18 protein-coding genes are annotated in these 18,449 nt (G+C 72.8%); 12 read left to right on the top strand and 6 right to left on the bottom strand.

Annotation, left to right across the window (positions count from 1 at the left end; translation table 11 throughout):
* Nucleotides 1-102: 102 nt before the first annotated feature.
* A complete protein-coding gene (locus OIE49_RS08725; RefSeq protein WP_100567695.1) occupies nt 103-369 on the top strand; it encodes a hypothetical protein in 267 nt (88 codons plus the stop codon).
* Nucleotides 370-740: 371 nt separating this feature from the next.
* On the opposite strand, the gene OIE49_RS08720 is transcribed toward OIE49_RS08725, so the two are convergent.
* From OIE49_RS08720 to hmgA, 3 genes are all read right to left on the bottom strand, one after another.
* On the bottom strand, nt 741-1,913 hold the full coding sequence (locus OIE49_RS08720) for a type ISP restriction/modification enzyme (RefSeq protein WP_326801815.1): 1,173 nt from the start codon (nt 1,911-1,913) through the stop codon (nt 741-743).
* A 26-nt stretch (nt 1,914-1,939) separates the two neighbouring features.
* Complete coding sequence (locus OIE49_RS08715) at nt 1,940-2,689, bottom strand: GntR family transcriptional regulator (RefSeq protein ID WP_100567697.1); 750 nt, start codon at nt 2,687-2,689, stop codon at nt 1,940-1,942.
* Between the two features lie 101 nt (nt 2,690-2,790).
* Nucleotides 2,791-4,101, bottom strand: coding sequence for a homogentisate 1,2-dioxygenase (gene hmgA, locus OIE49_RS08710; RefSeq protein WP_326801814.1), 1,311 nt, complete (start codon nt 4,099-4,101; stop codon nt 2,791-2,793).
* Between the two features lie 142 nt (nt 4,102-4,243).
* On the opposite strand from hmgA, the gene OIE49_RS08705 reads away from it, so the two are divergent.
* The 7 genes from OIE49_RS08705 (at nt 4,244) to OIE49_RS08675 (ending at nt 11,340) form a co-directional block, all read left to right on the top strand.
* A complete protein-coding gene (locus tag OIE49_RS08705; RefSeq protein ID WP_326801813.1) occupies nt 4,244-4,786 on the top strand; it encodes a hypothetical protein in 543 nt (180 codons plus the stop codon).
* A gap of 56 nt (nt 4,787-4,842) precedes the next feature.
* On the top strand, nt 4,843-5,469 hold the full coding sequence (locus tag OIE49_RS08700; protein WP_326801812.1) for a TetR/AcrR family transcriptional regulator: 627 nt from the start codon (nt 4,843-4,845) through the stop codon (nt 5,467-5,469).
* 177 nt (nt 5,470-5,646) lie between these two features.
* Entirely contained in the window at nt 5,647-6,357 is a 711-nt protein-coding gene (locus OIE49_RS08695; protein WP_326801811.1) for a hypothetical protein, read from the top strand.
* The gene (locus OIE49_RS08690; protein WP_326801810.1) at nt 6,344-7,132 is read left to right on the top strand and encodes a class F sortase; all 789 of its coding nucleotides are present in this window, start codon (nt 6,344-6,346) and stop codon (nt 7,130-7,132) included. Before OIE49_RS08695 ends, OIE49_RS08690 begins: the two co-directional genes overlap by 14 nt.
* A 225-nt stretch (nt 7,133-7,357) precedes the next feature.
* A complete protein-coding gene (locus OIE49_RS08685; protein WP_326801809.1) occupies nt 7,358-8,734 on the top strand; it encodes an ABC transporter ATP-binding protein in 1,377 nt (458 codons plus the stop codon).
* Nucleotides 8,735-8,854: 120 nt separating this feature from the next.
* Nucleotides 8,855-10,243, top strand: coding sequence for an aldehyde dehydrogenase family protein (locus OIE49_RS08680; protein WP_326801808.1), 1,389 nt, complete (start codon nt 8,855-8,857; stop codon nt 10,241-10,243).
* Nucleotides 10,244-10,257: 14 nt separating this feature from the next.
* On the top strand, nt 10,258-11,340 hold the full coding sequence (locus OIE49_RS08675) for a Zn-dependent alcohol dehydrogenase (RefSeq protein WP_326801807.1): 1,083 nt from the start codon (nt 10,258-10,260) through the stop codon (nt 11,338-11,340).
* A gap of 21 nt (nt 11,341-11,361) precedes the next feature.
* Here OIE49_RS08675 and OIE49_RS08670 read toward each other — a convergent pair whose 3' ends face one another.
* Entirely contained in the window at nt 11,362-12,288 is a 927-nt protein-coding gene (locus OIE49_RS08670) for a DMT family transporter (RefSeq protein ID WP_326801806.1), read from the bottom strand.
* Between the two features lie 182 nt (nt 12,289-12,470).
* Between OIE49_RS08670 and OIE49_RS08665 the strand changes: the two genes are divergently transcribed.
* Nucleotides 12,471-12,758 carry a YiaA/YiaB family inner membrane protein gene (locus OIE49_RS08665; protein WP_100567964.1) on the top strand — a complete coding sequence of 96 codons (288 nt, stop codon included), beginning with the start codon at nt 12,471-12,473 and terminating at the stop codon, nt 12,756-12,758.
* A 98-nt stretch (nt 12,759-12,856) separates the two neighbouring features.
* Nucleotides 12,857-13,501: a TetR/AcrR family transcriptional regulator gene (locus OIE49_RS08660; RefSeq protein WP_326801805.1), complete on the top strand. Its 645-nt coding sequence runs from the start codon at nt 12,857-12,859 to the stop codon at nt 13,499-13,501.
* On the opposite strand, the gene OIE49_RS08655 is transcribed toward OIE49_RS08660, so the two are convergent.
* Nucleotides 13,498-13,959 carry a MaoC family dehydratase gene (locus OIE49_RS08655; protein WP_326801804.1) on the bottom strand — a complete coding sequence of 154 codons (462 nt, stop codon included), beginning with the start codon at nt 13,957-13,959 and terminating at the stop codon, nt 13,498-13,500. The genes OIE49_RS08660 and OIE49_RS08655 overlap by 4 nt on opposite strands.
* Nucleotides 13,960-14,070: 111 nt before the next feature.
* Here OIE49_RS08655 and soxR point away from each other — a divergent pair, with 111 nt between their 5' ends.
* A complete protein-coding gene (gene soxR, locus OIE49_RS08650) occupies nt 14,071-14,547 on the top strand; it encodes a redox-sensitive transcriptional activator SoxR (protein WP_100567709.1) in 477 nt (158 codons plus the stop codon).
* 211 nt (nt 14,548-14,758) lie between these two features.
* Here soxR and OIE49_RS08645 read toward each other — a convergent pair whose 3' ends face one another.
* Nucleotides 14,759-15,361, bottom strand: a complete 603-nt coding sequence (locus OIE49_RS08645) for a hypothetical protein (RefSeq protein WP_100567710.1) — start codon at nt 15,359-15,361, stop codon at nt 14,759-14,761.
* A 249-nt stretch (nt 15,362-15,610) separates the two neighbouring features.
* On the opposite strand from OIE49_RS08645, the gene OIE49_RS08640 reads away from it, so the two are divergent.
* Nucleotides 15,611-18,421 carry a penicillin acylase family protein gene (locus OIE49_RS08640; RefSeq protein WP_326801803.1) on the top strand — a complete coding sequence of 937 codons (2,811 nt, stop codon included), beginning with the start codon at nt 15,611-15,613 and terminating at the stop codon, nt 18,419-18,421.
* Nucleotides 18,422-18,449 lie beyond the last annotated feature (28 nt).

Below are 18,449 nucleotides of genomic sequence, written 5' to 3'. Positions count from 1 at the left end.
TCCAGGGAAGGTGAATCCTGGCACCGCGATACACGAGTGCCCCAACGGGGCGATAGGGTTACCCTGCCCGGGCCGGGTGGACTCGTACGGGTGGGGAGTGACATGGAGCAGATAACAGTGCGCAGCAGGGCCAGGATCCCTGCGATCACTTGCGGGAGCAGCGCGACCAGCTCGCGTCTCGACCGCCATCTGTCGGTGCTGGCCGGCCCAGCCGTGCCGCAGCGGGAGACGGCCGAGGCGACGTCGCTGATGCGCGAGCTGACCGCACGTGGTCCGCACGACCGCACGGGCAGGCGCGCCCGGGTCCACCGTGTGTCTCTGTTCGCACCGTTGCGCCGGCTGCGCCGCTCGTTGTTCGGCGCGCGCTGAGTCCCGGTCGGCGGCCGCCATGCCGGCTCATCCGACCCGCGTTCAGACCATCACGCCGTCCCGGCGCGGCGCCGCGATCCCGCCGCCCGTCATTCCCGCGGCACGCGGCGGCGCCCCGGTGTGCTGTCCGAGCGCGGGTACGTTTCCGTGCCCGGCCCGGTCCCGCCCGGCAGCGTGATCGGCGGCAGTGGCGCCCTGAGCGGCCGACCGGCGTCCCCACCTCCCGCCACCGCTCCCGGGCCGCCGGTACACGTCCCTCGGACACACGCAGGCGATGCCCGCGCCCTCCGGCCGGGCGCCATCACGGCCACGTACAACTACGTCCCCCCTCCGCAAGGGACGGGTTCGCGCCGCGTGCCTGAGGCAGCCCCTCAGAGCAGGGCGAACTGACCCTCCGGGCCCTCCTCGCGGTGATCGAGGACCGAGGCCGGGCGGCGGGCCGCAGCCGGTACCGGCAGGATTCCCGCGGAGCGCAGGCCGGCCGCGGTGATCGGCGCCGTCACCTCCAACGCCTCGCGCAGCGGCCGGAGTTCCGCCAGCAGGGCGAGGACCGTGATCAGCTCCAGCAGCTCGGACGTCCACACCTGCGGCCAGGTCGCGGGCCGGACGGCCGCGAGGGTGCCCGGTTCGCCCTGCGCGGTCCGTGCGGCGAACCACTGCTCCAGGACCCGCTCCGAGCCGGCCTCGAAGTCCCAGGCCTGCGGCGGGACGGGGGAGACGCGGCCCTCGTCGAGGTGCAGGGTCTCCTCGTCGCGGTCGTAGCGCAGGGTCAGCGGGCGTGCGGGCAGCGGGGCACGGACGTAGGGGCGGCGGCCGCCGGGGAGTTTGGGGCGCTCGCCGTCACGGCGCATCAGCCACAGCGTCCTGCGGCCCAGTTCCACTCCGGCCGCCCAGGCCCCGGCGTCCCCGGTGAGCGGGACCACCGGGCCGTCCGGGCCGGGGCGGGCCGCCGCGAGCGCCCAGGCGAGGACGTCCTCAGGGGCGGGGCGGTGCCCGAGGCGGGCGGCGAGGTGGTCCAGCAGGCCGGGCGCCAGGTTCGGTTCCGCCGCCGCCGGACGGCGGTACAGGGGCCGGACGCGGCCCGGGCGCAGGAGGGGGAGCAGGGACGTCGCCAGCAGGGGCGGTCCGGTGCCGGGCGCGGCGGCGGTCTCCGCCACGAAGACCTGGCGGGCGTCCGCCACCCGCCACAACTCGGGGCGGGCCGCGTCGATCAGGCGGTGGTCGGGGATCAGCCACTGCTCGTCGAAGGGCGCCACGAGCACACGTGCCGGCTCCGGGCACGGTCCGGAGGCGCGGATCAGCCTCTCGGTGCCGCCGGACCGGCCCGGCAGCTGCCCGACGGCCGTGTACGGCGTGCGCGAGCGCGTCGGCTCGAACAGGGCCTCCCGGCCGGGGCCCCGGGCCTTCAGCAGGGCCTCCCAACGGGCTTTGAGCGAGCCCGCGTCGGGGGCCACCGGCCACCCCCGGCCCAGCCGCGGCGGTGCGACGGACCACGGCATGAGGTCGGCCAGCGGCGGAGCGTCGTCGTGCGTCACGCCGGGCATCGTACGACCTGTCCCGGGCGGCCGGGTCAGGTTGCGTCGAGGGTGACCGAGAAGGAGAAACGGTCCCCCCGGTAGTGGATCACCGCCACGTCCAGCGGCCGCCCCGCCGTGTCGTAGGTGATCCCGGTGTAGTGCAGGATCGGGCTGAGCAACGGGACGCGCAGCAGCCGCGCCGTCTCCGGATCGGCCAGCCGGGCCTCGACGGTGTCCGTGATCCGGCTGATGTCCGCGCCCGCCACGTCCCGCAGCACCTTGGTCATCGGCCACCGCACCAGATCCTCCGGCGCCATCCGGCGGGCCAGCTCCGGACGGACGTAGTTGCGGGCGTGGTTGGTCGGCTCACCCGTCTTCTCGTCGCCGCGCAGCCGGTGGTACGCCGCCACCTCGTCCAGACCGGGGAAGAACTCGGCGAGTTCGGCGGGCACCGGCTCCGTGCCGTGGGCCAGCAACTCGGTGGTCATGCCGGACTGCTGGGCCACGATGGCGTCCACCGAGCCCAGCAGCCGCACCGGGGCGCCCCGCCGGGCACCGGGCTCGATGAACGTGCCGCGCCGCCGGTGCCGGGTGATCAGCCCCTCGTCCTCCAGCTCCTTCAGAGCCTGACGCATCGTCAGCACGCTCACCCCGTAGTGCCCCGCCAGTTGTTCCTCGGTGGGCAGGCGCAGCGGGTCCTGGGGTGAGCGGCCGAGGATCGAGGCACGCAGCGACTGCGACACCTGGTACCACAGCGGCAGCTTGCGGTTCAGCACGATCGAATCCGGAGCGAAGGAGGTCACGGGTCATCCGTACCGGTAGGTAATCGATCAAGGCAAGGGTCTCTCGTTTGGATCAGGCCGGATCAGGGCCCGCGAGCCCGGCATGATCCGAACGAAGGGCCCTAGGGGCGGAAGTTCCGCTCCAGCCCCTTCCACACGTCGTCGTACCGCCGCTGAAGGTGCTCGGCCCCGGCCGCGTGCGGCGTGAGCGTCAGCGGCCAGCGCGTCTCGAACATGAACGCCAGCCCGTCGTCCACCTTCTGCGGCTTCAGCTCCGCCGCGCTCGCCCTGTCGAAGGTCTCCCGGTCCGGGCCGTGCGCCGACATCATGTTGTGCAGCGAGCCGCCGCCCGGCACGAAGCCCTCCGCCTTGGCGTCGTAGGCGCCCTCGATCAGGCCCATGTACTCGCTCATCACATTCCGGTGGAAGTACGGCGGCCGGAAGGTGTCCTCGCCGACCAGCCAGCGCGGCGCGAAGACGACGAAGTCCACGCCGGCCAGACCCGGGGTGTCGGAGGGCGAGGTAAGCACCGTGAAGATCGACGGGTCCGGGTGGTCGTACGAGATCGTGCCGATCACGTTGAAGCGGCGCAGGTCGTAGACGTACGGCACGAGGTTGCCGTGCCATGCCACCACGTCGAGCGGGGAGTGGTCGTAGGTGGCGGTCCACAGGTTGCCGCAGAACTTGTTCACCACCTCCACCGGGCCCTCGGTGTCCTCGTAGGCGGCGACCGGCGCGCGGAAGTCCCGGGCGTTGGCCAGCCCGTTGGCGCCGATGGGGCCGAGGTCGGGGAGGCGGAAGGGGGCGCCGTAGTTCTCGCAGACGTAGCCGCGGGCGGTGGCGTCGAGCAGCTCCACCCGGAAGCGCACCCCGCGTGGGATGAGCGCCACGTCCCCCGGCTCGGCGCGCAGCAGTCCGAACTCGGTGCGCAGCAGCAGCCCGCCGCGCTCCGGCACGATCAGCAGCTCGCCGTCCGCGTCGCTGAAGACGCGCTCCATCGAGGAGTCGGCGTGGTAGAGGTGCACGGCCACGCCGGTGCGCTGGGTCGCGTCGCCGTTGCCGCCCAGGGTCCACAGGCCGGCGAGGAAGTCCGTGCCGCGGGCGGGCTCCGGCAGCGGGTTCCAGCGCAGCCGGTTCGGGTCGGGCACCGTCTCGGTGAACGGCGCCGTGCGGATCGTGCCGTTGCCGGTCCGGGTGAACGCCGGATGGGCGGCCGACGGGCGGATCCGGTACAGCCACGAGCGGCGGTTGTGGGCCCTCGGCTCGGTGAACGCAGTACCGCTGAGCTGCTCCGCGTACAGCCCGAGCGGGGCGCGCTGCGGGGAGTTGCGGCCGTCGGGCAGCGCGCCCGGAACCGCCTCGGAACCGTGCTCGTTGCCGAACCCGGAGAGGTAGGTCAGTTTCTCGGCGGTGCTGCGTGCGTCCCCGCTCATGATCGCTCCCTTGCAACCTGATTCCTATGGAACACCGTAGGATTGCGTTTTCCGGGGCGCAAGACCCCCTACTCCGGGCGGAGGACGGAACCCGACTTCCGGGGGATCCGCCGGGTCGGGCCGCTGCTCTACGCTCCCCGTCATGTCGTCGTGGACGCGGGGATCACTCGCTGCGCTCGCGGCCTCGGCCCTGTTCTTCGCCGGGCCGGCGGGCTGTGGACGGAAGGCTGGGCACGGGCAGGGGGACGAGAGGCCGCCCGAGCCCGTGGGCAAGCTGCTCGACCACACCGACGAGGAGGGCCGGCGCTACCGCGAGGTGGACCGGAAGACCGCTCCCGAGGTCCGTGTCGAGGTGCGCCCGGGGTCCGGCGGCGACTGGAACGTACGGCTGGCCGTGCGCCGCTTCCGCTTCTCCCCGGCCGGCACGCCGGCCCGCGCGACCTCCGGGCGCGGCCTCGCCCAACTGCTGGTGGACGGCCGGCTCGTCGTCCGCCTGCGCGCCCCGGAGTACCGCCTCTCCGGCGGGCTCGTGCCCCACGGTACCCATCACGTCACCGTCCGCCTCCTCGCCGACGACGGCACGGTCTGGGCGGTGGCCGGCGACCCGGTCCAGTCCACGGCCGACATCACGGCCGCGCCGCAGGACCAGGGCGGGTCGTCCCCGGCCGTGTCCGCGAGGCCGTAGCGGGGCTGCCGGGAGGCGCGCTTCACCCGCCCGCCGGGGGAAGGCATGATGAAGCCGTGTCCCACCCCGCCCCGCTTCGCCGCGCGCCCGTCCAGCGGCGCAGTGCCGAACGGCTGACCAGGATCCTCGACGCCTGCGCCGACCTCCTCGACGAGGTCGGCTACGACGCGCTGACCACGCGGGCCGTCGCGGCGCGCGCCGGTGTGCCCATCGGCTCGGTCTACCGCTTCTTCGGCAACAAGCGGGCGATGGCGGACGCGCTGGCCCAGCGCAACCTCGACCGGTACACCGAGCGCGTCGCCGGGCGGCTGAAGAAGGCACGGAAGGCGGGGAAGGCGGGGAACGGCGGATGGAGTGCCGCCATGGACACCGCCCTCGACGAGTACCTGGCCATGAAGCGGACCGCTCCCGGGTTCTCCCTCGTCGACTTCGGCAACCAGATCCCCGTCGGCGTCCGCCGCGCCGAACCCAACCACCGCGTCGCCGACCGGCTCACCGAGCTTCTGGCCGGCCACCTGGGCCGCGTGCCGGACGACGACCTCCGCCGCACCTTCCTGATCGCCGTCGAGACCGCCGACACCCTGGTCCAACTCGCCTTCCGTGTCGACGCGCAGGGCGACGAGCGGATCATCGAGGAGATGCGGCGGATGCTGCGCGCCCACCTGGCGCGGGCGCTGGACTGAGGCCGTTTCCCCCATGCCGTGAGGTGCCCGGCGGGGAGGGGTGGAACACGGTTGCTCCGGCCGGGCGAAAGCTGACGGCGCGTCGGGTGCGGGTCGCCTCGTGACGCGCGCGCATATGAAAGACAGTCAGTCGAAAGAACGATTTGTATGAAAATCGTCTGACTCGGAGGAACGCACATGCCCACCCTGACAATCCCACGCACCTTCGGCTCCCGTGCCGTCGCCGTCGGTCTGACGGCCCTGACCGCGGCCGGTGCCACGTGGCTGGTGGCGCCGTCCGCCATGGCCCAGGGGGAAGCCGGCGACATCAAGATCCACAGGGTGGGCGTGCCCTTCGGCGTCTCGAAGGACGACCCCGTCGCCTGCCGGTTCTACCTGGACGCCGTCAACTTCGACGTCCTGCCCAACGTGACCTACACCATCCACGCGCAGCCACCGCTGCCCAACAGTGCCACCGTCACCGGCGCCGTCGCCCTGGGCGGCGGCGCCGGCCACACCGAGCCGCTGGGGCTCGCCGACGGGCAGTACAAGCTCTCCTGGACCATCGACGGTACCTCCAAGGAGAAGATCTTCCGCGTCAACTGCCGCGGTGACAACGGCCGGCGCGAAGGGGCGCAGGGTCCGGGCCGCCAGATCGAGGACCAGGGCCGCGGCCGCGACGACCGGGGCCGCGGTCACGAGGACCACGGGCGCGGCAACGAGGTGTCGGGCCCGGTCCGCGACGACCGGGGCGGCCCGCGGGGCGGTGTCCAGGCGGGCGGCGGCGGCCTCGCCTCCTCGGTCGCGGCGTTCTCGCCGGTGACCGGGGCCGCGGCCGTGGGGCTGGTCGTGGTCAGCGGGGTCGTGTACACGCGGCTGGTCCGCCGGCGCCCGCATGGCGCCGCGTAGGCGCAGACGCAGGCCCTGGTACCGGACCCGTGCCTACCGCCTGGCCAGGACGACCGTACTCGCGGTCGTCCTGGTCACGGCCGGGAACCGGTGCGGTGGACAGCACGACGGCACCGCGCCGGAGCGAGCCGCAGGGCCGGGCGCGGTGGCCCCGGCCCACCCGGGCCCTTCCGGCGCGGCCGGCGACGGGGCGAACGGCGGCAGCGGCACACACCGCGGCGGTGTTGGCACGGACGGTGCGAACGGCGACGGCCCGGCCCGCGGCAAGTCCCCCTCGCCACGGCCGGGTTCTCCCTCCCCGCGCCGGCCCTCGCCGCTGCCCCGCTCTCCCGCGACCACCCTGCGCATCCCCTCCCTCGGCGTCACCGCGCCGATCATCCGGGTCGGCCTCGACGGCGACCGGGAGCTCCGGACGCCACCGGTCGACAAGCCCAAGCTCGTCGGCTGGTACGACGGCGGCCCCACACCCGGGGAGCCCGGCACGGCGGTCGCGGTCGGGCACCGCGACACCAGGACCGGCGCAGCCGTCTTCGCCGGACTCGGCCAGCTCGGTCCGGGCCACCGCATCGAGGTCCGGCGCCAGGACGGCCGCACCGCCGTCTACACCGTCGACAAGGTACGGGTCTTCGACAAGGCCCGCTTCCCGGACAAGGAGGTGTACGCCACGTCCCGCCGCCCCGAACTCCGTGTGATCACCTGCGGCGGCCTCTACACCCACAGAGCCGGCTACTCCAGCAACGTCGTCGTCTTCGCCCACCTGACGTCGACGATCTGACACCGCGCGGCGCGGGCGGGCGGGTGGCCCACGACCGGCCGCCCGCCCTTGAACATGATCGTCCGGTTTCTCGTCTGGTGGACGCCGGCTTCCGATCCTGCCCGGTCTCTTCCCCCCGGCGCGCACCGTCCGTTAACTTCCGTGACTCATACGCCCCGTACGACCCGCACGAGGCGTTCGACCCGCGGAGCCTCAGTGCTCTGGTGAGTCCCGGGGGAATGCCTCATGACACGCGCCATCTCTCTGCACGACGTGAGCAAGACCTACGCCAAGGGCGTCCGCGTGGTGGACCGCCTCTCTCTCGACATCGCGCCCGGCGAGTTCCTGGTGCTGCTCGGGCCGTCCGGCTGCGGGAAGTCCACCGTGCTCAGGATGATCGCCGGACTGGAGGAGATCACCGAGGGGCAGTTGCTGCTCGACGGCGAGTACGGCAACGAACTGCCGCCCTCCGGCCGGGACATGGCGATGGTCTTCCAGAACTTCGCGCTCTATCCGAACATGACCAGCCGCGACAACATCGGCTTCCCGCTGCGCATCGAGTCGCCCGGCACGGACCCCGGCCGCCGTGTCGACGCCACCGCCCGGATGCTGGGCATCGAGGACCTCATGGACCGCTTTCCCAGCCAGCTCTCCGGCGGCGAACGCCAGCGCGTCGCCATGGGCCGCGCGATCTCCCGGCACCCCTCCGCCTTCCTGATGGACGAGCCGCTGTCCAACCTCGACGCCAAGCTCCGCAACCACCTGCGCGCCGAGATATCCAAGCTGACCCGGGAGTTGGGCGTCACCACGGTCTACGTCACCCACGACCAGTCCGAGGCGATGTCCCTGGGCGACCGGGTCGCCGTCCTGCGCGGCGGTGTCCTCCAGCAGGTGGACACCCCGCGCGCGGTCTACGCCCTGCCCCGCAACGTCTTCGTGGCCGCCTTCATCGGCACCCCGCGCATCAACCTGCTGCGCGGCCTGATCCGCGCCCCGCTCGACGGCGCCATGACCATCAGCCTGGGCAAGCAGTTCCTGCGCCTGCCCGAACCCCTGTCCCTGGACCATCAGTTGCTGCGCGTGCAGCAGGGCCGCGAGGTGATCGTGGGGCTGCGTTCGGAGGCCGTCCGGATCGCCCCCAAGTTCTCGGCCTCCTCCCGGCGACCGGGAGTCCCCGCGCCCGCCGCCCGACCCGGGGAGGTGGCGATCACCGGGCTGGTGGAGCACATGGAGTTCCAGGGCCACGAGGTCCTCGTCCACTTCAACACCGGCTCCCGCCCCGCCGTCGTACCGGACCTGGAGGCCCCGCGTCCCACCCGGCGCCCGACCCGGCGGCGCCGGCGCGAGGGCACGGTCCTGAACCGGCTGCGGGGCCGGGCGGGCGGCCTGCGCGCGGGCCCCGTGGTGGTGCTGGACCACCCCTCAGGCCCCGAGCCGGATCCGGTCGCCGCCCCCGACCCGCGCCTGCCCGGCGACCTGGTCGTGCGGACCACGCCGGACATCGAGCTGCGGCACGGCATGCAGGTGCCGCTCCTGGTCGACCTCGCCCGCCTGTTCGTCTTCGACCAGCGCGGCGAGCGCATCTGCCCGGCCCCGGACCGCCTGCCCGACCTGGAGGAGTGAGGCGCCCCGGCGGGGCGAAGGTTGCCTGTCGGGGCGCTAGTTTGTGGACCGTCACCAGCTTGTCCGCGACAGTGATCACGCGGACGGGACCGACGACGGCCCCCGCCCCGGAGGAGCACGATGAAGGCACACGACGGCATGTACATCGACGGCGCCTGGCGTCCCGCCGCGGGCCGCGACGTCATCGAGGTGGTGAACCCGGCCGACGAGCAGGTGATCGGCACCGTTCCCGCGGGCACCGCCGAGGACGTCGACGCGGCCGTACGCGCGGCCCGCGCCGCCCTGCCCGGCTGGTCCGCGACCGCGCCTGCCGAGCGGGCCGCCCGGCTGGGCGCCCTGCGGGACGTGCTGGCGGCCCGCGAGGAGGAGATCGCCGAGACCGTCACCGCCGAACTCGGCTCGCCGCTCGCCTTCTCCCGGACGGTCCACGTGGGCATGCCGATCACGGTCGCCGGCTTCTACGCCGAGCTCGCGGCGACGTACGCCTTCGAGGAGAAGGCCGGCAACTCCACCGTGTTCCACGAGCCCGTCGGCGTGGTCGGGGCGATCACCCCCTGGAACTACCCGCTGCACCAGATCGTCGCCAAGGCCGCCCCCGCGCTGGCCGCCGGCTGCACCGTCGTCCTCAAGCCCGCCGAGGACACCCCGCTCACCGCCCGGCTGTTCGCCGGGGCGATCGACGAGGCCGGGTTCCCGGCGGGCGTGTTCAACCTGGTCACCGGGGCCGGACCGGTCGCCGGACAGGCGCTCGCCGAGCACCCGGACGTGGATCTGGTCTCCTTCACCGGCTCCACCGCCGTCGGCAGGCGGATCGGCGCGATCGCGGGCGGCGCCGTCAAGAAGGTCGCCCTGGAACTGGGCGGCAAGTCCGCCAACGTCATCCTGCCGGGCGCCGACCTCGCCAGGGCGGTGAACGTCGGCGTCGCCAACGTCATGTCCAACTCCGGCCAGACGTGCAGCGCCTGGACCCGCATGCTGGTCCACCGCGACCGGTACGAGGAGGCGGTCGAACTGGCCGCGACGGCCGCCGCCAAGTACGGCGAGCGCATCGGCCCCGTGGTGAACGCCGAGCAGCGGGCGCGTGTGCGCGGTTACATCGAGCAGGGCGTCGCCGACGGCGCCCGCCTCGTCACGGGCGGCCCCGAGTCCCCGCGCGAACGGGGCTACTTCGTCAGCCCCACCGTCCTCGCCGACGTCACCCCCGGCATGACCGTCGCCCAGGAGGAGATCTTCGGCCCGGTCCTCACCATCCTCCGCTACGACGACGAGGAGGACGCCCTGCGCATCGCCAACGGCACGGTCTACGGCCTCGCCGGCGCCGTCTGGGCGGCCGACGAGACGGAGGCGGTGGCCTTCGCCCGCCGCATGGACACCGGCCAGGTCGACATCAACGGCGGCCGCTTCAACCCCCTCGCCCCCTTCGGCGGCTACAAGCAGTCCGGCGTGGGCCGCGAACTCGGCACACACGGACTCACCGAATACCTCCAGACCAAGTCCCTCCAGTTCTAAGGGAGTCACGCCCCATGGCCGTACGTGCCGCCGTTCTGCCCGCCGTCGGGTCTCCGCTGGAGGTCACCGGGATCGAGCTGCCGGAGCCCGGGCCGGGCCGGGTCCGGGTGCGGCTCGCCGCCGCCGGGGTCTGCCACTCCGATCTGTCGCTGACCAACGGCACCCTGCGGGTTCCGGTGCCCGCCGTCCTCGGGCACGAGGGCGCGGGGACCGTCGTCGCGGTCGGCGAGGGCGTCACCCGGGTCGCGCCCGGCGACGCGGTGGTGCTCAACTGGGCCCCCTCCTGCGGGAAATGCCACGCCTGCTCGCTCGGCGAGGTCTGGCTGTGCGCCAACGCGATGAACGGCGCCGCCGACGTCCACGCCCGCACCGCCGACGGCACCGAACTGCACCCCGGCCTGAACGTCGCCGCCTTCGCCGAGGAGACGGTGGTCGCCGCCTCCTGCGTGCTGCCCCTCCCGGACGGCGTCCCGCTCACCGACGCCGCGCTCCTCGGCTGCGCCGTCCTCACCGGCTACGGCGCCGTCCACCACGCGGCGAAGGTGCGCCCCGGCGAGACGGTCGCGGTGTTCGGCGCCGGCGGAGTGGGGCTCGCCACCCTCCAGGCCGCCCGGATCGCGGGCGCCGAGAGGATCGTCGCCGTGGACGTCTCCCCGGAGAAGGAGGAACTCGCCCGCCGGGCGGGCGCCACGGACTTCCTCCCGGCCACGGCGGACACACCCCGCGAGATCCGCGCCCTCACCGGGAAACAGGGCGTCGACGCCGCCGTGGAGTGCGTGGGGCGCGCGGTCACCATCCGGGCCGCCTGGGAGTCCACCCGTCGCGGCGGCCGCACCACGGTCGTGGGCATCGGCGGCAAGGACGAGCAGGTCACCTTCAACGCGCTGGAACTGTTCCACTGGGGCCGCACCCTGACCGGCTGCGTCTACGGCAACGCGGACCCGGCCAGGGATCTGCCCGTGCTCGCCGAGCACGTCCGCACCGGCCGGCTGGACCTGACCACCCTGGTCACCGACCGGATCTCCCTGGACGACATCCCGGCCGCCTTCGAGAACATGCTGGCCGGCAAGGGCGGCCGGGCGCTGGTGGTGTTCTGAGACCCACGGCTCACGCCCGGATCAGGGCACGCGTTCCGGACGGGGTTCCTCGCGCGCCGTACGGGAGGTCCGGCGGTGCGGGCGGGAGCGGGAGACCGCCACTCCGGCCAGGCACAGGGCCCCGCCCACCAGGGTCACCGTCCCCGGCACCTCACCCAGCGCCAGCCACGACATCAGCACGACCAGGGCCGGTACGGCGTACGTCGTCGCGCCCATCCGGCTCGCGGTCGTGCGGGACAGCGCGTAGGCCCAGGTCGTGAAGGCGAGCGCGGTCGGGAACACACCCAGGTAGACCATGTTGAGCGTGGCAGGCAGCGGGGCACGGGCGGCCTCGTGGAACAGTTGGCCGGTGAAGGGCAGGCAGACGAGCGCGCCGACCAGGCACCCGAACGTCGTCACCTGCAACGCGCTCGCGCGGCCCAGCGCCGGCTTCTGGGCGACGACCCCGGAGGCGTACGCGACCGCCGCCAACAGGCACAGCACCACGCCGAACACCGAGGAGCCGCCCCCGCCCGACATCGACAGGCCCACGGTCACCGCGCCCGCGAACGACACCGCCATGCCCGCCAGCAGGCGCGGCGGCATCGGATCACCCAGCAGCCGCGCCCCGAGCAGCGCGATCAGCAGCGGGCCGACATTGACCACCAGGGCCGCGGTACCGGCGTCGACCTGCTGCTCGCCCCAGTTCAGGGCCACCATGTAGAAGCCGAACCACAGCAGCCCGGATATCGCGATCCCGCGCCAGGCCGCCCGCGGCGGCCACCCCTCCCGCCGCACCAGGCAGATCGCGCCCAGCGTCAGGGCCCCGGCCAGCAGCCGGCCGAGGGCGAGCGCGCCCGGCGAGTACGCGGCTCCCGCGCTGCGGATGGAGACGAAGGCGGAGGCCCACAGCACCACGGTGACCGTGGCAGCCGCGGCGGCCGCGCGGGACGGGGAGACGTTCATCATGTTTCCTGAGGCTAGGCGGGCAGGGCTGGGCGAGGCCGGCGGATTTCGGACGGCCAGGGCGGGCTGGCGGCGTGTTCCCAGCGGTGCGCAATCAAGAGTCCGGCGCCGCCCGGAGTTCTGAGTATGCGAGCTGAGTATTCCGACGGATGCGGCGGTGGGCCCGTGGGCCGACGCTGGTCGCCATGAGTGACACACCGGTCAAGCAGCAGAACACAGCGGCCTTCTACGGCCAGTCGGTCGCCTCGTTCGCCATCGCCATGGCGGCCACCACCATCGGCATCTTCAGACTGAACGCCGACGCCTGGGTGCGCGCCTTCCTCGCCATCGCCGTCCTGTACCTTGTCACCTCCGCCTTCACCCTGGCCAAGGTGATCAGGGACCGCCAGGAGGCCGGGCGGATCGTCAGCCGGGTCGACCAGGCCCGGCTGGAAAAGCTGCTCTCCGAACACGATCCGTTCGAGAAGCTGTGACGCCCCGGGCCGCCGCACACCACCGGCCAGAAGGCTAAGCGAGCGCTCACCCTCGGCGGTATGGTGGACCCCCTGACGCGAAAGAGGGCGAGCGAGCGATGACTACGGCGGAGGAGACGGCCGGCGGCGAGCCGCAGCCGTGGGGCGAGGTCACTCCGGACGCGGCCCGGCGGCTGCTCGTGGCCGCCGTGGAGGCCTTCGCCGAACGCGGCTACCACGCGACGACGACCCGCGACATCGCTGGCCGGGCCGGAATGAGCCCGGCCGCCCTCTACATCCACTACCGGACCAAGGAAGAACTGCTCCACCGCATCAGCCGGATCGGCCACGAGAAGGCACTGGAGATCCTGCGCACGGCCGCCCGGCGCGAGGGCAACGCGACGGAGCGGCTCGCCGACGCCGTGAGTTCCTTCGTGCGCTGGCACGCGGGCGGGCGCACCACGGCCCGGGTCGTGCAGTACGAACTGGACTCGCTCGGCCCGGACGCCCGTGCGGAGATCCTCGCCCTGCGCCGCCAGGTCGACGCCGAGGTGCGCGGGATCATCGAGGACGGCGTCGCCTCGGGCGAGTTCGACGTGCTGGACGTGCGCGGCACCACGTTGGCCGTGCTCTCCCTGTGCATCGACGTCGCCCGCTGGTTCAACGTCGACGGCCCCCGCACGCCCGAGGAGGTCGGCGCACTGTACGCCGACCTCGTGCTGCGGATGGTCGGGGCCGGACAGCCCCGTCCCGAGAGGGCCTAGAGGTAGTACCGCACCACCGACTCGGCCACGCACACCGGCTTGTCGCCGCCCTCGCGCTCCACGGTGAAGGCGACGGTGACCTGCGCCCCGCCCGGCACCTCGTCCACGCCGGTGATCACGGCGGTGGACCGCAGCCGTGAGCCGACCGGGACGGGGGCGGGGAAACGGACCTTGTTGGTGCCGTAGTTGACGCCCATCCGCACGCCCCGCACCTCGATCAGTTGCGGCCCGAAGACCGGGAGCAGCGACAGGGTCAGATAGCCGTGGGCGATGGTGGTGCCGAAGGGGCCCGCGGCGGCCTTCTCCGGATCCACGTGGATCCACTGGTGGTCGCCGGTCGCGTCGGCGAAGAGGTCGATCCGCTTCTGGTCGATCTCCAGCCAGTCGGTGTACCCGAGCGGCTCGCCCACCGCGGCCCTGAGTTCGTCGGGGGACGTGAAGATCCTCGGCTCCGCCATGTGTCCGGCCTCCCGCCTCGCGGATGAAGTCTAAGCAACTGCTTAGCATGGTCGGGTGAGGGGCCGCTGTCAACGGACCGGGCGGGTGGCACGGTGGGTAGGCTCTGAGAGGTGCCCCAGATTCCCGAGAAGATCCACGAGCTGAGCGTCGGCCAGGTGGCGGCGCGCAGCGGCGCCGCCGTCTCCGCTCTGCACTTCTACGAGTCCAAGGGCCTGATCAGCAGCCGCCGCACATCGGGCAACCAGCGCCGCTACTCCCGCGACACGCTGCGCCGGGTCGCCTTCGTCCGGGCGGCGCAGCGCGTGGGCATCCCGCTCGCCACGATCCGCGAGGCGCTCGCCCGGCTCCCGGAGGAGCGCACGCCCACGCGGGAGGACTGGGCCCGCCTCTCGGAGGCCTGGCGCTCCGAGCTCGACGAGCGCATCAGGCAGCTCAACCGGCTGCGCGATCACCTCACCGACTGCATCGGCTGCGGCTGCCTGTCCCTGGACACCTGTGTGCTGTCCAACCCGGACGACGTCTTCGGCGAACGCCTGACGGGCTCGCGCCTGATGGCGGAGCGGGGGAGCAGCCCCGGCCGCGCGTAGGCCCCTCGCACGGAACCGGCCGCCGCCGCCCGCCCGGACCCCTCGGACCGCCTCACGGGATACGCCGGTCCGACGCCCCGCGAGGCGCGCCGATCCGTACGGTGCCGGCGGCCGGCAGTCTCTCCGGCCGCCGGGCGGGCGGGTTCCGAGGCATCCCCGTCAGCCGCCCGGCGGGACCGGCGCACCTTGCCTCAAGCGCCTGCCGTCGTGGTCAGGCGGACATCAACAGCCGCCCCCGCCTGGCGTACGCCAGGGCCTCGGGGCCGAGAACGGGCAGCGGGACCAGTATCCCGCAGTTCGCGCAGACCGGCCCGGACGACGGCTCGTGATCCAGGTCGTGGGACCAGCCGAGCCGCTCACCGCCGCACACCGGGCACGACGCGCCCGGTTCGCGCTCCAGCGCGGCGATCAGCCGGCGCAGCACCTCGGCCAGCGGTTCGCGCGGGTGCACCCGCGGGTCGTCGCACCAGGCGACCCCGAATCCGCCCCAGGTCATCCGGTGCCAGTCGTCCACGCTGCCCGGCCTGCGCAGCCCGTCGTGCTTCTCCTGCTTGCGGCGCCTGGCGAACCCGGCCTCGTAGTCGAGCCACACCGAACGCGCTTCTTCCAGTTCGTCCAATGCGGCCACGAGCCGCACCGGATCGGGGGACCTGTCCTCGGGACCGAACCCGGCCCGCGAGCACAGATGGTCCCAGGTCGCCCTGTGCCCATAGGGAGCGAACCGCTCGAGGCACTTGCGCAGCGAGTAACGCCGCAGCGCCAGATCGCACCGCGGGTCCCTCACCTGTCTCGCCAGACTCCGGAAACCGGCCATCGCCCTGCACCTCCGTCACACCTGCATCCGCACTTCGGTCACTGCGGCGTCTTCGTGCGGAGCCGTCACGACGGCTCCGCCGGATAGACGTGCCGACGTCCCATCCGGCTCCATCCGTTTTCCGATGCCCGCCATAACGCCGCCCTGGTTGACCTTCACGGGGTGGCGCCGAAACGTGACGCACGTTCATCTTCCCCCTGGGGGGATACCGGCGGTAACGTCCGGCACCACCCCTCGGGAGGAGTTGCCATGCCACGGCGCACCCCACACAACGCGCTCGACAGACTGAGAACTCCCCGCACATTCCCCGGGTTCCTGAAGACCGCCTCGGTATGCGTTCTCATTGCCGGTCTTTTGTCACCCTTTTCTCAAGCGGCGGCGGCCGGAACCCCGGCCGGCGCCGCCGCCGCGACCGCCGCGGCCCCGAACGACTACTGCGGCGGCCAGTGCTCCGACATCCTGCCGCCCGGCGAGAACGGCAACGCCACCCTCGCCCAGGTCCTCCTCAACCAGGCCCTCGGCATCCAGCCCGACCACGCCGAGGACCAGCTCGGCCCGTACGCGAACCTGGCCACGGGCTACCCGGCGCTCACCGACGCGAAGATCGACTCCTTCTTCAACGACGCCTCGTTCGGCGTCCCCTCCGGACAGATCGCGTCCACCGAGAAGCCGGCGGGCCGCGCCGACGTGACGATCGTCCGCGACAAGAAGACCGGTGTACCCCACATCACGGGCACCACCCGTTACGGCACCGAGTTCGGCGCCGGGTACGCCGCCGCCCAGGACCGGCTGTGGCTCATGGATGTGTTCCGGCATGTCGGCCGCGGGCAGCTGACCTCCTTCGCCGGCGGCGCGGCCGCCAACCAGGGCCTGGAGCAGGAGTTCTGGCGCAACGCCCCGTACACCGAGGCCGACCTCCAGGCGCAGATCGACCGCGCCGTGGCCGGCAACGGCGCCCGCGGGCAGCAGGCGCTCGCCGACGTGAACGCCTACCTCGACGGCATCAACGCCTACATCGACGCCTCCGACTCCGGCCGCTACTTCCCGGGCGAGTACGTCCTGACCGGCCACAAGGACTCGATCACCAACGCCGGTACCATCGCCCACTTCAAGGTCACCGACATGGTCGCGCTGGGCTCCGTGGTCGGCGCCCTGTTCGGTTCGGGCGGCGGCGGCGAGGTGAACAACGCGCTGTCCCTGCTGGCCGCCCAGTCCAAGTTCGGAGTCGCGGAGGGCACCAGGATCTGGGAGTCCTTCCGCGAGCGCAACGACCCCGAGGCCGCCCTGACCGTCCACGACGGCAGGAGCTACCCGTACGCGACGAAGCCCGACGACCCCAGGGGCCGGGCCCTGCCCGACGCCGGCTCGGTGGCCCAGGAACCCCTGGTGTACGACCGCACGGGCAGTGCCACGGCCAAGACGGCGCGGGGTGCCACCTCCTCGGCCGCGAAGAGCGCCCTGTCCTCCGCCCGGCGCGGCATGTCCAACGCCCTCGTGGTCGGCGGCGAGCACACCGCGAGCGGCCACCCGGTCGCCGTCTTCGGTCCGCAGACGGGCTACTTCGCGCCCCAGTTGCTGATGCTCCAGGAGATCCAGGGTCCGGGCATCAGTGCCCGCGGCGCCTCCTTCGCCGGGCTGAGCATGTACGTCGAACTCGGCCGCGGCCAGGACTACTCGTGGAGTGCCACGACCTCCGGCCAGGACATCGTCGACACCTACGCCGTCGAACTGTGCCAGGACGACTTCCACTACCTGTACCGCGGCACCTGCACGGCCATGGACAAGGTCGAGCAGGCCAACTCCTGGAAGCCCACCGTCGCCGACGGAACGGCGGCCGGCTCCTACACCATGCGCGTGTGGCGCACGAAGTACGGCCCCGTCGAGTACCGCGCCACCGTCGGCGGCAAGAAGGTCGCCTACACCACCCTGCGCTCCTCCTACCTGCACGAGGCCGACTCGATCATCGGCTTCCAGATGCTCAACGACCCCGACTTCGTGAAGGGCCCGGAGGACTTCCAGAAGGCCGCGCAGCACATCAACTACACGTTCAACTGGTTCTACGCCGACTCCCGGCACACCGCGTACTACAACAGCGGCGACAACCCGGTGCGGGCGAACGGCGTCGACGCCGAGTTCCCGGTGTGGGCACAGCCGGCGTACGAGTGGCGCAACTGGGACCCGGCGGCCAACACCGCGGACTACACACCGCCCTCCGCCCACCCCGCCTCCGTCGACCAGGACTACTACATCTCCTGGAACAACAAGCAGGCCCTCGACTACTCCGCGGCCTCCTGGGGCAACGGCTCCGTGCACCGCGGCGACCTGCTGGAGGACCGGGTGAGCAAACTGGTCGCGGCCGGCGGTGTGACGCGCGCCTCGCTGGTGAAGGCGATGGCGGACGCGGCCGTGACCGACCTCAGGGCCGAGGACGTGCTGCCGAACCTGCTGAAGGTGATCAACAGCTCGTCCGTGACCGACTCCACGGCCGCGGCGGCGGTGGGCAAGCTCCAGGCATGGCTGGCCGCGGGAGCGAAGCGCACCGTGACCTCGGCCGGCTCCAAGGCGTACGCCAACGCCGAGGCCATCAGGATCCTGGACGCCTGGTGGCCGCTGCTGGTGAAGGCCGAGTTCGAACCGGGGCTCGGCAGCGAACTCTACGGCGCCTTCACCGCCAATCTGCCGGTCGACGAGTCACCGTCGGCCGGACACGGCCCGACCGGCTCCCACGCCGGAAGCGCCTTCCAGTACGGTTGGTGGAGCTATGTCGACAAGGACATCCGGGCGGTGCTCGGCGAGTCGGTGCAGGGTCCGCTGGGCCGGACGTTCTGTGGCGGCGGCACTCCGAGCGCCTGCCGCGACACCCTGATCAGCACGCTGAAGCAGGCGGCGGGAGCGAAGGCGGCCCAGGTCTACCCCGGCGACGACGAGTGCTCCGCGGGCGACCAATGGTGTGCCGACTCGATCGTCCAGCGTGCCCTGGGCGGCATCAAGCACGGCAGGATCAGCTGGCAGAACCGCCCGACCTTCCAGCAGGTCGTGGAGTACACCGGCCACCGGTAGGGCCTCGCGAACGCGGGGTCCGAGCCAG

The organism is Streptomyces sp. NBC_01788 (genome assembly GCF_035917575.1).
GTDB lineage: Bacteria > Actinomycetota > Actinomycetes > Streptomycetales > Streptomycetaceae > Streptomyces.
The sequence above is the reverse complement of the archived record's forward strand: the minus strand, read 5'-3'. Positions and strand labels throughout refer to the sequence as shown.